At 65.9% G+C, this 13,383-nt stretch carries 8 protein-coding genes, 1 tRNA gene and 3 pseudogenes; 5 read left to right on the top strand and 7 right to left on the bottom strand.

What is annotated here, in order from left to right; genetic code table 11:
• Positions 1 to 23: 23 nt before the first annotated feature.
• Both panD and G205_RS12195 read right to left on the bottom strand, forming a co-directional pair.
• On the bottom strand, positions 24 to 449 hold the full coding sequence (gene panD / locus G205_RS12200; RefSeq protein ID WP_009358232.1) for an aspartate 1-decarboxylase: 426 nt from the start codon (positions 447 to 449) through the stop codon (positions 24 to 26).
• Positions 450 to 504: 55 nt separating this feature from the next.
• Positions 505 to 1,413, bottom strand: coding sequence for a LysR substrate-binding domain-containing protein (locus G205_RS12195; protein ID WP_009358231.1), 909 nt, complete (start codon positions 1,411 to 1,413; stop codon positions 505 to 507).
• Between the two features lie 153 nt (positions 1,414 to 1,566).
• On the opposite strand from G205_RS12195, the pseudogene G205_RS12190 reads away from it, so the two are divergent.
• Both G205_RS12190 and G205_RS12185 read left to right on the top strand, forming a co-directional pair.
• A pseudogene (locus G205_RS12190) lies at positions 1,567 to 3,038 on the top strand (amino acid permease).
• A gap of 254 nt (positions 3,039 to 3,292) precedes the next feature.
• Positions 3,293 to 6,820, top strand: a pseudogene (locus G205_RS12185) (bifunctional proline dehydrogenase/L-glutamate gamma-semialdehyde dehydrogenase).
• A gap of 127 nt (positions 6,821 to 6,947) precedes the next feature.
• Here G205_RS12185 and G205_RS12180 read toward each other — a convergent pair.
• Positions 6,948 to 7,262: a hypothetical protein gene (locus tag G205_RS12180; RefSeq protein WP_009358229.1), complete on the bottom strand. Its 315-nt coding sequence runs from the start codon at positions 7,260 to 7,262 to the stop codon at positions 6,948 to 6,950.
• A gap of 179 nt (positions 7,263 to 7,441) precedes the next feature.
• Positions 7,442 to 8,296 (bottom strand): LysR substrate-binding domain-containing protein, encoded by an 855-nt coding sequence (locus G205_RS12175; RefSeq protein ID WP_009358228.1) that lies wholly within the window; start codon positions 8,294 to 8,296, stop codon positions 7,442 to 7,444.
• Positions 8,297 to 8,428: 132 nt separating this feature from the next.
• Here G205_RS12175 and G205_RS12170 point away from each other — a divergent pair.
• A pseudogene (locus tag G205_RS12170) lies at positions 8,429 to 9,821 on the top strand (MFS transporter).
• 68 nt (positions 9,822 to 9,889) lie between these two features.
• Here G205_RS12170 and G205_RS22105 read toward each other — a convergent pair.
• Both G205_RS22105 and G205_RS12165 read right to left on the bottom strand, forming a co-directional pair.
• Positions 9,890 to 10,033: a hypothetical protein gene (locus tag G205_RS22105; protein ID WP_009358227.1), complete on the bottom strand. Its 144-nt coding sequence runs from the start codon at positions 10,031 to 10,033 to the stop codon at positions 9,890 to 9,892.
• A 98-nt stretch (positions 10,034 to 10,131) separates the two neighbouring features.
• Positions 10,132 to 10,205, bottom strand: a tRNA-Gly gene (locus G205_RS12165).
• A gap of 240 nt (positions 10,206 to 10,445) precedes the next feature.
• Between G205_RS12165 and G205_RS12160 the strand changes: the two genes are divergently transcribed.
• Positions 10,446 to 10,907 (top strand): SRPBCC family protein, encoded by a 462-nt coding sequence (locus G205_RS12160; RefSeq protein WP_009358226.1) that lies wholly within the window; start codon positions 10,446 to 10,448, stop codon positions 10,905 to 10,907.
• A 43-nt stretch (positions 10,908 to 10,950) separates the two neighbouring features.
• On the opposite strand, the gene G205_RS12155 is transcribed toward G205_RS12160, so the two are convergent.
• The gene (locus G205_RS12155; protein ID WP_152419574.1) at positions 10,951 to 12,672 is read right to left on the bottom strand and encodes a CAP domain-containing protein; all 1,722 of its coding nucleotides are present in this window, start codon (positions 12,670 to 12,672) and stop codon (positions 10,951 to 10,953) included.
• A 133-nt stretch (positions 12,673 to 12,805) separates the two neighbouring features.
• Between G205_RS12155 and dcd the strand changes: the two genes are divergently transcribed.
• Positions 12,806 to 13,381 (top strand): dCTP deaminase, encoded by a 576-nt coding sequence (dcd, locus tag G205_RS12150; protein WP_009358224.1) that lies wholly within the window; start codon positions 12,806 to 12,808, stop codon positions 13,379 to 13,381.
• Positions 13,382 to 13,383 lie beyond the last annotated feature (2 nt).

Genomic DNA, 13,383 nt, shown 5'->3' with positions numbered 1-13,383 from the left:
GCGTACCGGAGACCACGCTCCGGTTAGAAGTCGGCGTTGTTCAGTGCGAACGGCGGGCGCAGGAGGCCGGGTGTGATGCCCTCGGCGGGGTCATTGCCGAGCTGGACCACCTTATTGTTTTCGTCCACGTGGACCACCCTGGGCTCGTACGCCTTTGCCTCTTCGGTGGTCATCTGCGCATAGGTGATCAGGATGACGAGGTCGTTTTCGTGCATCAGGTGCGCCGCAGCGCCGTTGATGCCGATGACACCGGAACCGCGCTCGCCGGCGATGGTGTACGTCTCCAGCCGTGAACCGTTGGTGATGTCCACAATCGAGACAAGCTCGCCGGGGAGGATGTCGGCAGCCTCCAGCAGGTCCAGGTCAACGGTGACCGAACCTACGTAGTGCAGGTCAGCGTGCGTGACGGTGGCCCGGTGGATTTTGGACTTGAACATTGTTCGATTCATAACGGGACCAGTCTAGCGCCGGGCCTGGTCGGGCGCAGTGACGCAGGGAACACTGTCAGGCCTGCCGTGCCACAGCCTCCGCGGCGGCCGCGAGGGTTTCCCGTGCGGCGAGGATCGCGGGACGCTTGGCGCTGGAACGGCGCACCGAGGTGAACACCGTGCGGTGCGGCTTGCCGGGCAGCTCCAGCAGCTTGGCGGTGGTGCCCCGGCCTGTCCACACCAGGTCCGGCATCAGGGCCACGGCGTTGCCGGACTCGATAAGCCGGATCTGCGCCTGCAGGTCTGCGGTTTCAAAGCGCACGTCCGGTTCAAAGCCTGCGCTGCGGCAGGCCTGTTCCGCCCAGTGGCGCGACGCTGCCCCCCGCGGCTCCATGACCCAGGCGAGTTCCGCGGTGTCCTCGATCCCGCGGATGGCGGGGACGCCGTCGGACTCCGGCGGTACGGCAAGCCGGATGGCGTCCGTGGTCAGTTTGATGCGGTCCAGTTCCGGGTAGCGCGGCGCGGCGTGTCCCGGGTACTGCTCGGCGATGACAAGGTCGAAGTCCCGCGCCCAGGTCTCATGGAGTGCGGTTTCCGGCTCGCGCTGGATCATCTCGATCCGGACCTCGGGGTAGGCTGCGGACATCCGGGTGAGCGTGTCCGGCATGAGCGCCAGTGCCGCAGACTGGAACACGGCGATCCGGACCGTTCCTGTGACCGTGGTGAGGGAGGCAGCCAGGTCCGCCTCCGCCTGCTCCATGGTCTGCAGCAGCTGGGCCGTGTGCGCCACCAGCACCTCCGCCTGCGGCGTCAGCTGCACCCGCCGGCCTGTCTTGCGGAGCAGTTCGACGCCCACTTCCTTTTCCAGCAGGGCCAGCTGCTGGGACACCGACGACGGGCTGTACTGGAGTGCGTCCGCCACCTCCGCCAGCGTCCCGCGGATGCTCAATTCGCGGAGCAGCCGGAGCCTGCGGACGTCGAGCATGAGGGAATCCTTACCGAAACTAACGAATATAGGTTAGAAGTAGTCACTTTATCTAATGCAAGGAGGCTTGCATACTGTTGGGACCGAGTTACCCCCGTCACAGCCATTTCGTGGCGTGCCGCGGCGGGGTCGCACCCCAAGCAGGAGTTCCTGATGAGCACTAGAGATATGAGCCAGTCAGTCATGCGGCGCAAGCGATTGACGACATTGAGGAAGAAAACAAGCACAGTGGCCTGTTCAAGTCACTCGGACTGTGGCAGCTCACCGCGATTGGCGTAGGTGGCATTATCGGCGTCGGCATCTTTTCCCTCGCGGGACTGGTGGCGGCAGGAAGCGAAGGCACGCCCGGAGTGGGGCCCGCGGTGCTGTTCTCGTTCCTGATTGCCGGCCTGGCCTCGGCGGCCGCGGCGCTGTCCTACGCCGAATTCGCGGGCATGATCCCGCGCGCAGGCTCCGCCTATACCTACGGCTACGTGGCGCTGGGTGAGATTATCGGCTGGTTCATCGGTTGGGACCTGCTGCTGGAATACATTGCCATTGTGGCCGTGGTGGCCATCGGCATCTCCGGTTACTTTGACGCCTTCCTCTCCGGCATCGGCATCAACATGCCCGTCTGGATGACGTCGACGGCGGACGAGGGCAAGGGCGGCATCGTCAACATCCCGGCCATCCCGGCCATCCTGGTCTGCCTCCTGGTCACCTGGATCCTCTCCCGCGGCACTAAGGCCTTCGGGCGGTTCGAGCTCGTCGCCGTGGCCATCAAGGTGATCCTGATCCTCTTCATCATCGGCCTGGGCGTTTTCTATATCGACACCAACAACTACAACCCGTTCATGCCCAGCGGTTTCGGCCCGGTCCTGGCCGGCGCGGCCACGGTCTTCTTCGCCGTCTTCGGCTATGACGCCATGAGCACCGCGGCCGAGGAGGCCACCGACGGCAAAAAGCACATGCCCAAGGCCATCATCCTGTCCCTTATCATCGCCATGCTGCTCTATGTGGCCGCCACCCTGGTCCTGACCGGCATGCAGAACTACAAGGACATTGACCCCAAGGCCGGATTCGCCTCGGCTTTCACCGGGGTTGGCCTGCCCGTCATCGCCACCATCATTTCGGTGTTCGCGGTGCTGTCCATCCTGACCGTGATGCTGACCTTCCTCCTGGGCGTCACCCGCGTGTGGTTCGCCATGAGCCGCGACGGCCTGCTGCCCGGCTGGTTCGCCAAGACGGACAGGCACGGCACGCCGCAGCGCGTTACCTGGATCGCCGGCGTCGCCTCGGCCTTCCTGGCTGGCGTGTTCCCGATCAAGGAGGTCGCGGACCTCACCAACATCGGCATCCTGGCCGCGTTCGTCGTCGTCTGCCTTTCGGTGATCATCTTCCGTTACAAGCGTCCGGATGCGCCGCGGACCTTCCGCCTGCCGTTCATGCCGGTAATTCCCGCCTTCGGCGTGCTGGCGTCCGCGTTCCTGATGTTCCAGCTGCACTGGGAAACCTGGCTGCGGTTCGGCGTCTGGCTGGTCATCGGCCTGGCCATCTACTTCTTCTACGGCCGCCGGCACTCCCTCATGAACCCGGACAGCCCGCGGCACGAGGAGCTCGTGGAGATGCACCGCCCGCTCCGCTGACCTGCCCCGGGGGACGCTCCCTCTCTCACTTACTGCCGCTCAAACACGGACGCTCTATCACCTTCATGCGGAGGGTGATAGGGCGTTTCCGTTTTTCCCGCATTAAGTGCGGGAGGGTGGAGTTCGGCGGGGGTTTAATGCTTCATCTTTTCTAACCTGTATTGGTTGGAAAACATCGCTTTATCTTATGTGAACGCAGGCCCATACTGGTGGATAAGACCACTCCAAACCCCCAGGAAAGAACGGGAAAAGCCATGACCCACGTAGCAATGGAGCCGGCAGTTGCCGCACGTATTGCGCCGCAGACCGTCGACGTCGATGTCCCGCAGGCCAAGGCCCTGGCAGACGACGCAGTGGCCCTGGTCCGCCGCTGGCTGACCGAGGCCGCAAAGGTTCCGGTGGACGCTTCCGCCGAGCAGCTTGCCGGAGTTCTCAAGGACGAATGGCCTGGAGTTCACGGTGGGCTTCGTGGACGGTGTGGTCCGCCCCGAGGACCTGAACGTCGCCGCCCGCAACCTGGCCAAGCTTGCCCCCAAGGTTCCGGCTTTCCTGCCCTGGTACATGCGCAGCGCCGTCGCGCTGGGCGGCACCATGGCCCCGGTAATGCCGCAGGTTGTCATCCCCATCGCCCGCAAGGTCCTCCGCGAGATGGTGGGCCACCTGATCGTGGATGCCACGGACGCCAAGCTGGGCCCGGCCATCGCCAAGATCAGGAAGGACGGCATCAAGCTCAACGTCAACCTCCTTGGCGAGGCAGTCCTCGGCGAACACGAGGCATCGCGCCGGCTCGAAGGCACCCACACCCTGCTGGCCCGCCCGGACGTGGACTACGTGTCCATCAAGGTTTCCTCCACCGTTGCCCCGCACTCCGCCTGGGCCTTCGACGAAGCCGTGGAGCACGTCGTCGACAAGCTCACCCCGCTGTTCCAGCTCGCCAACTCCTTCGCCGCCCCCGGAAGCAGCACCGGCGGGAAAGCCAAGTTCATCAACCTGGACATGGAGGAGTACAAGGACCTGGACATGACCATCGCGGTCTTCACCCGGATCCTGGACAAACCCGAGTTCAAGAACCTCGAGGCCGGCATCGTGCTCCAGGCCTACCTCCCGGACGCACTCTCCGCGATGATCCGGCTCCAGGACTGGGCAGCCGAACGCCGTGCCAACGGCGGCGCTGCCATCAAGGTGCGCGTGGTCAAGGGCGCCAACCTGCCCATGGAGCAGGTGGAAGCCTCCCTGCATGACTGGCCGCTGGCCACCTGGGGCACCAAGCAGGACTCCGACACCAGCTACAAGAGCGTCATCAACTACGCGCTGCACCCGGAGCGGATCAAGAACATCCGGATCGGCGTGGCCGGTCACAACCTGTTCGACATCGCCTTCGCCTGGCTGCTGGCCAAGCAGCGCGGCATCGCGGATACCGCACAGCGGAGTATCGAATTCGAAATGCTCCTGGGCATGGCCCAGGGCCAGGCGGAGGCCGTCAAGAAGGACGTCGGCTCGCTGCTGCTCTACACGCCCGTGGTGCACCCGTCCGAGTTCGACGTCGCCATCGCCTACCTGATCCGCCGCCTCGAAGAGGGCGCCAGCCAGGACAACTTTATGTCCGCAGTGTTCGAACTGAGCGAAAACGAGGCCCTGTTCGAACGCGAAAAGCAGCGCTTCCTGTCCTCCCTGGAAGCCCTGGACAACAGCGTGCCGCCGGCCAACCGCCAGCAGAACCGCAGCCTTCCGCCCGTTCCCATGCCGCACACCGGCTTCCGCAACACCCCGGACACCGACCCGTCCCTGCCCGCGAACCGCGACTGGGGCCGGGCCATCCTGGACCGCATCCCGTCCTCCACCCTCGGCCACGCCTCCGTGGCCGCCGCATCCATCAAGGACGAGGCCACCCTCAACACGGTGATCGCCACCGCCGTCGAAAAGGGCAAGGCCTGGGGCGGGCTCTCCGGTGACGAGCGCGCCGAAATCCTGCACCGCGCCGGCGACGTCCTTGAGGCCCGCCGCGCTGACCTGCTCGAGGTCATGGCCAGCGAAACCGGCAAGACCATCGACCAGGGTGACCCCGAGGTCAGCGAGGCAGTGGACTTCGCCCACTACTACGCCGAGTCCGCACGCAAGCTGGACAAGGTCGACGGCGCCACGTTCGTCCCTGCCAAGCTCACCGTGGTGACCCCGCCGTGGAACTTCCCGGTCGCCATCCCGGCCGGCTCCACCCTGGCGGCACTCGCCGCCGGCTCCGCCGTCGTCATCAAACCGGCCAAGCAGGCCGCCCGCAGTGGCGCCGTGATGGTCGAAGCCCTCTGGGAAGCCGGCGTGCCCCGTGACGTCCTGACCATGGTGCAGCTGGGCGAGCGTGAGCTCGGCAAGCAGCTCATCTCCCACCCGGCCGTTGACCGCGTCATCCTCACCGGCGGCTACGAGACCGCCGAGCTGTTCCGCTCCTTCCGCAAGGACCTGCCGCTGCTGGCCGAGACGAGCGGCAAGAACGCCATCATCGTCACCCCCAGCGCGGACCTGGACCTGGCAGCCAAGGACGTGGCCTACTCCGCGTTCGGCCACGCCGGCCAGAAGTGCTCCGCCGCATCCCTGGTCATCCTGGTGGGCTCGGTGGCCAAGTCCAAGCGCTTCCACAACCAGCTGATCGACGCCGTCACCTCACTCAAGGTGGGCTACCCGCAGGATCCCACCAGCCAGATGGGCCCCATCATCGAGCCTGCCAACGGCAAGCTCCTGAACGCCCTGACCACCCTCGGCGAAGGCGAGAACTGGGCGGTGGAGCCAAAGAAGCTGGACGGGACCGGAAAGCTGTGGAGCCCGGGTGTGCGCTACGGCGTCAAGCGCGGTTCCTACTTCCACCTGACCGAGTTCTTCGGCCCGGTGCTGGGCGTGATGACAGCGGACACCCTGGAGGAGGCCATCGCCATCCAGAACCAGATCGAGTACGGCCTCACCGCCGGGCTGCACTCCCTCAACTCGGAGGAACTCAGCATCTGGCTGGACTCCATCCAGGCCGGCAACCTCTACGTCAACCGTGGCATCACCGGTGCCATCGTGCAGCGCCAGCCGTTTGGCGGCTGGAAGAAGTCCGCAGTGGGTGCCGGCACCAAGGCAGGCGGCCCCAACTACCTGGCCGGCCTGGGCGACTGGGCTGCAGCACGCAGCACGGCGACTGCCTCCGTTACCCACCCGGGTGTCCGCCGCATCATCAACGCCGCCGGCGCCGCCCTGGAGCCGGCCGGGCTTGAATCCGTCCAGCGTGCCCTGCGTCCGACGCCGAGGCCTGGGCAGAGGAGTTCGGCACCGCCAAGGACGTGTCCGGCCTGGGCGCGGAACGCAATATCTTCCGCTACCGCAGCCTGCCCGTCACCGTCCGCCTGTCCGAAGGGGCGGCGCTCGCGGACCTGGTCCGGACCGTGGCAGCCGGCGTCCTGGCCGGATCGGAGCTCACGGTGTCCACCGCCGTCGAACTTCCCGCCCAGCTGCGCCCGGTGCTTACCGCGCTCGACATCGACGTGACTGTAGAGTCCGACGCCGGCTGGCTGGCTTCCGCGGGACGCCTTGCCTCCGCCGGCAAGCTTTCCGGAGCGCGCATCCGGCTGATCGGCGGGGACGCGTCCGCGCTCGCCGAGGCAACCGGCGGTCGCCCCGACCTGGCGGTGTACGCCCACCCGGTCACGGAGGCGGGCCGCGTGGAACTGCTGCCGTTCCTGCACGAGCAGGCCGTCAGCATCACGGCACACCGCTTCGGCACCCCGAACCACCTCTCGGATGCGCTGATCTGACCAGGCGCAGGCAACTCTAACCAGGCGCAGGCAAACACAAGGCCGGGCGGCCACCTTCCCGGGTGGCCGCCCGGCCTTGTTTGCTGTCAGTGTCCGCGCTGGCTGCGCGGCAGGAGACCTTCGGGCGTCAGCCCAGGTACCACCCGGGCGGCGTCCACGTCACGGGAACGCTGTGTGCTGAGAAGTCCTCGCAGCGGGTGCAGGTGTAGGCCACTTCCCCAAGGGTGGCTACTGCACCGTCGCGCCGGTAGGTGGGCGGTATATAGGACTCAAGGTAGATGAATTCGTCGGTACGGCACTTGTCGCAGGTTGGCTTGCCCACGTAGCCGGAATCCGTGGTTGCTACTCCCGCGCCGAGGATTGATTGGCGGGTTGCGGGCCGCGCAGGAGTGTGCGGGTGTGCATGGGCCGCACTGAAATGGGTGTTCTTGGCTGTCTTCATTGGCTGCCTGTCCCGGGCGGAAAGCTCTGTTGTTCAGGGCACGCCCGTGTAAGAGAACCGGCCAGCTGCTTGACCCTGGGAGACCAGCATAGATTAGGTAACGTTCTGACATCAATGGATAGATTTCACGGGGTGGCGTATTGCTCCGGTTGCCGTTTGGCCCCGCGGGAGTACCGTTCCTAGGCCTGGCGGTTGATAGTCCTGCCCACGATGGACTGCGTGAGCGCATCGATGACTTCCGAGTTGGCCAGCGGATTGCGGATCAGGGTGAAGTCCACGTCCCCCACGGCGGGCAGGTCGAAGCGCCGCGTGATGATCTTCAGGTCTTCCGGGACCAGCGACGTCGGCATGACTGCCACGCCGATTCCGGCCCGGACGGCAGCCAGGACTCCACTGATCTGGCGGGTGGTGCATGTGATGCGCCAGGTCCTGCCGTGTGCTTCGAGGGCATCAATGGCCAGTTTCCTGCTCAGGCTGGGCGAGGGATAGGCGATCAGCGGGACCGGGTTGCCCGGTTCCAGGCTGGTCTGCTCCAAGCCCACCCAGGAGAACGAATCGTGCTGCACCACCGTGCCGTCCTTGGCGCCGGCCACCCACTTCACGAACACCAGGTCCAGCTGGCCTGCGTTGAGCTTTCGGTACAGCTGGTCGCTTTGGCCCACCGTCAGCTCCAGGTTGATCTGCGGGTAGATCTGCCGGAACTCGCGGAGGATCCGGGGCAGGCCGGTAATGGCAAGATCGTCCGCCGTGCCGAACCGGAGGCGGCCGCGCATCGCCGAACCGGAAAAATAGCGCGCCGCGGCGTCATGGGCGGACAGGATGTTGCGGGCGAACCCTGCCATCGCATCCCCGTTGTCTGTCAGCCGGACGTCACGGGTGTCCCTTGCGATCAGCACGCGCTTGGCTGCCGCCTCCAGCTTCCGGATGTGCTGGCTGATGGTGGGCTGCGCGAGGCCCAGGCGCTCGGCGGCCTTGGTGAAGCTGAGCGTTTCGGCCACTGCCAGGAAGGAGCGCAGCTGGGCGGGTTCAAACACGGCGGACTCCATCAGTCTTGACTGGCATTACGTACTGCAATGGGAGTTATAGGCACGATACGCCTCCATAATCTTCCTGCCCAGCCTAGCGTTAAGGACATCCCAGCCCGCCCGCAATTTGAGGACACCACTGTGGCACCCCCACCGCCGTCGTCGGCAACCGTCACCCAGCCCGTCATCGATTCTGCAGGTTCTGCATCTGCCCCTCCCATGGAGGACATCCACACCCAGCCGCTCCCGGTTGTGGCCGAACACCTCCCTTGGCGGCACACCTTCATCTCCCTGAAAGTGCCCAACTTCCGGATTTTCGCTATGGGGCATTTCGTGGCCGTCATCGCGCTGTGGATGCAGCGCATCGCGCAGGACTGGCTGGTGCTGCAGCTTTCAGGCTCCGTAACGGCCGTGGGAATCACCGTTGCCCTGCAGTTCCTGCCGTCCCTCCTCTTCGGGCCGTGGGGCGGGATGGTGGCTGACCGGTTCGCCAAGCGCCGGATCCTCATTCTGTGCCAGAGCCTGGCAGCGGTCCTGGCCGCGACGCTGGCTGTCCTCGCACTCACCGGAACCATCGAGGTATGGCATGTCTACGTGATCGCCCTGGTGCTGGGCCTGGTCACCGTCCTGGACCAGCCGGCCCGGCAGGTGTTCGTGCACGACTGGTAGGTCCGAAGTACCTGCGGAATGCCATCAGCGTGAATTCCACAACTTTCCAGCTGGGCGGCCTGATCGGCCCGGCTTTGGCCGGCCTGCTCCTGACCGCCGTCGGTGCGGGCTGGGCTTTCGCTGCCAACGCCGCCGCCTGCTGCTCCACGGTGGCGATGCTTCTGGTCCTCCGCAAGGACAAGCTGTTTGTCAGCGCCCCTGCGCCCAAGAGCAAGGGGATGTTGCGGGCAGGCCTTCGTTACGCACTGGGCAAGCCCACCATCTTCTGGCCTTGGCTGATGGCTGGCTTCATTGCAGTGTTCGCCATGAGCCTGCCCGTGCTGCTTGCAGCGTTCGCCGACAACGTCTTCGCGGTGGGTGCAGGTGGCTACGGGCTGCTCAACGCCCTGGTGGCTCTCGGCGCCTTGGCCGGGGCAGTGGCGTCCACCCGCCGCCGGCGCTTGCGGCTGCGGTCCGTGGTGTTCTGCGCCGGCATGTACGGGGCGATGCTCTGCCTGGCCTCGCTGGCACCATCCATGGCCTGGTTCGGCGCCGCGATAGTCCTGTCAGGATTCTGGTGCCTGATGTTCCTCACCGGCTCCAACCAGCTGGTCCAGGTCAGTTCGAACATGGGGATCCGGGGGCGGGTGATGAGTCTCTACATCATGGTGCTTATCGGCGGCCAGGCTTTGGGCGGGCCGATGCTGGGCTGGATCGCCGAACACGCGGATCCGCACGCCGCACTCCTGGTCTCGGGCGGGCCCCTGCGCTCGCGGCGCTGACAGTGTCAGTCCTGCTGGCCCGGAAAGCAGCGCTCACGCTCCGGGTGGACCTGAAGGACCGGCGCCGGCCGCTGCAGATCGTGGACCGGACAGCGGCAGCCTGAAGCAAACGCCAGCATTCTTTGGTAGCTGCTCCAGGCCGTCGGTCGGCTTCCAGCCGGCGGTTTCCCGGCTACTTCTTCTTGGCAGCGCTCTTGCCGGAGGGGATATCCAGGGAACTGGCCGGCGCGGAAGCGGCCCTCTTGTCTGCGCGTTTTTCCTTGATGGATTTGCCGGACTTTTTTGATGCCGTTTGACGCGGGGACTTATCAGCCATGATTGCTCCTGTAGCGGAACCGAAAGGTTCCTGACTACAGACCCTACACCCCGGCACCTAATACGGTCCGTGCGCGGCCACGGCAATACAGGGGAAACTGGAGCGGCTGACGGGAATCGAACCCGCGTATCAAGCTTGGGAAGCTAGCGCTCTACCATTGAGCTACAGCCGCACTGCCGCCGCTCGCGCGGGGCAGAACTTAGCTTAGCGCAGATGTAGCTTCAATCCGCCCAACCCTGAGCGCTGTTGGCCGTGTCCCGTGGGCCCCGGCGTCATCCAGTAACTCTTCAATAACGTCGCAGGCCCTGGCTAGGTGCGGGTCCGGAGCGCTGGTTAACCTGAACCGGAAGGCTGCGGCGTCAGGGGGAGGCGGCCAGCGCGGCAGGCCGACGGCAACCACGGGAAGATTTACATGGCATTCGCAGAACACGAGGTCCTCATCCGGCGTGACGCCATGGCTGTGTACCTCTACCTGCTGGACGCCACCAATCTTCCGCTCTGGCGCGAGGGCGTCCGCAGCGTGAAGCTGCTGCAGGGCCCGGCTGAGGCCAAGGGCGCCGTCTACCGGCAGATGGTCGCGGGCCGGTCCGGGCTGAGCATCCCGGCTGACCTAGAAATCACCCAGGCCCGTCCGGGCGCAGAAATCGAGTTCCGGGTCCTGTCCGGCCCCGCAAACCGCAGCGGCGGCTACTACCTCAGCACGGAAGAGGCGGGAACCCGGGTCCGGTTCGCGGTTGAAGCGCAGGCCGAGGGCCGGTTCGCGTTCCTTGACCGGCTGGGCCTGCTGAACAAGATGGTCCAGCGAAGCGTCCGGGCAGAAGTGGCCCAGCTGGAGCGGCTCAAGGACGTCTTGGAGCTCCAGCCCGCCGTCTAGGTCCCGGCTGGTCGCGTCTGCCGGGTCCGCCTACCGGGCCCGCTTACTGGGCCAGCCGCTGGCCGGTCCACGGCCCTGCGATGTTCGACGCCGAGGCAAGGCTTCCACCGGTCAGGTCCCAGTACTGGACAACGTCACCCGCACGGCGGAGGGCCACGCCGGTTGAGTTCAGCCCGGTGACGTCCCGCAGGGCCTTCACGCCCGTGGCATCCTGCCAGCCGGTGGCAACGGTGGGCCGGGCTTCGGCGCGCAGCGCCGTGGTTCCCCAGCCGCGGTACAGCACAACCGCTCCGTCGGTGCGGATGGCCAGCAGGTCCTGGAAGCCGTCGGCATCGTAGTCCACCATGGCCAGCCTGCCGCCTGGCAGCCCGCTGGCGACCAGGGTCCGTGCGGCGAGGTCACCGGTTCCCTTGTTGGGATACAGGTAGAGGTTGCCGGCGGCATCCCGGGCAAGGATTTGGGGCATCCGGTTATTGGCACACCAGCCGCCCACGGCCAAGGTCAGGGTGTCCCACCCTCCGGCGCCGAGGGTGACCGGTGCCTGGAACCCGCCTGCGGCAATGCCGCGGTGCAGAGTCAGGTTGCCGTTGGTCCATTGGGTGAGCAGGTCATAGGCCCCGTCGCGGTCCCAGTCCGTAACGAAGACTTCCTTGACGCCGTAGAAGCCCGAACCGATCAACCTTATAGACCCGTAGGAGCGTGCGCCGAGCGAGGTGCGGGCAAGGAGTTGGCCCGTGGCATCTACAGTGACCAGGTCTCCGGGGCCCGTGATGGCTGCGGCGGACAGGTCCAGCGTGGGCGGCATGTGCCGCACCGTGGCATCGCACATGGTGGGAGCGGGAGGCGGCAGGGCGGCTCCGCCGCCGCTGCTGGCGCCGCCGGGCGAATTGACGGTGCCCGCCGGAAGCGTGGTGTAGCCGAAGAAGTTCACCACGCCCCAGATCTTGTAGGTGCGGTCGGTGTAGGAGATGCCGGCGCCCATCACGTTGAACCTGGGGTCGAGCAGCATGGCGTTGTGGCCGGGCGAGCCCTTCCACCACTCCACCAGCAATGCCGCATCCCGGTCGGTGCGGATGGCGATCACTTCGCCGGCGCCATTGTTGGGGTTCAGGGCGCGGGGATCAGTCCAGAAGTTGGCACGGTGCTCGATGACCTCGCGTGAGGCAATGTTGTCCGACCACTCCTGCGCCAATCCCGCCACTGTGGGGTGGTACTTCACGGGCGCCAGGCCTTTGGACACCCGGTATTCATTGATCCGGTTGAAAACCGTGAGGATTGCGGCCGAGTTGTCATCCCGCACCAGGGCTTCGGGACTCGGTACGGCAAGCATGGATTCGGGGGCGGGCAGCGCCGGTGCGGACTTTCCCAGTTCCTCATCCGGCGCCCACAGCGGCGGGATCCACGGAACTTCCGGAGCGGCATCAGCCGTGCCGGCGGCAGTGGCCTCGGACGTCACGGGCTCGGGGGCCGGGGCCGTCCCCGAGGTTGTGGGGGCGGGCGCCTCCGGGGCGGGAGATGCTGTGGCCGGCGACGCCGGACGGATCTCCGGTTCCACGGCAGGGGTGAGCGGTGATCCTGCTGACGGGTCCCCTGCACCGCCCGCGCCGCCGCCGCGCAATGCGGGCTCCAGCAGGACACTCCGCGGACCGGCGGCGACTGCCGGGTCGCTGGCCGGCAGCGTAGCAGGGTGGGTGCCCGCTGACGAGGAGGCCAGCGCCAGGGCGCAGAGCACGCCAATGAAAGAGGGCGCTACCAATCTATTCACAACATCCCCAGCTCTGTTGGGCCATCCGGGAGACCATCCGGCGCCTGAGTATCTGAGGCAACATTAGCCCCATGAGGCCACAGCAACAACGGAAAAATATTGGTGTGGATAAGCCATACGGTAATTTGGGACGGTGCTGATCTCTGACCGCGATATTCGTGCCGAAATTGATTCCCAGCGGATCGTCCTGGAACCCTACGATCCCGCGATGGTGCAGCCGTCGTCCGTGGATGTGCGGATCGACAAGTTCTTCCGGTTGTTCGACAACCATAAGTACGCGCACATCGACCCCGCGCAGGAGCAGCCTGAGTTGACGCGGCTGGTGGAAGTCGAAGAGGACGAAGCCTTCATCCTGCACCCGGGGGAGTTTGTCCTGGGCTCCACCTACGAAACCGTCACGCTGCCGGACGATATCGCTGCCCGGCTGGAGGGCAAGTCCTCGCTGGGCCGGCTGGGCCTGCTGACGCACTCCACCGCCGGATTCATCGACCCCGGCTTCTCAGGGCACGTCACCCTTGAGCTGTCCAACATGGCCACGTTACCCATCAAACTGTGGCCGGGCATGAAGATCGGCCAGTTGTGCTTCTTCCGGCTGACATCGTCCGCGGAGTACCCCTACGGCCAGGGCGAGTACGGAAACCGCTACCAGGGCCAGCGCGGGCCCACCGCAAGCCGCAGCCACCTGAACTTCCACCGCACCAGCATCTAGCC

The sequence above is a fragment of the Arthrobacter nitrophenolicus genome (assembly GCF_000332815.1).
GTDB classification, from domain to species: domain Bacteria; phylum Actinomycetota; class Actinomycetes; order Actinomycetales; family Micrococcaceae; genus Arthrobacter; species Arthrobacter nitrophenolicus.
This window is presented reverse-complemented; position numbering and strand designations above follow the sequence as displayed.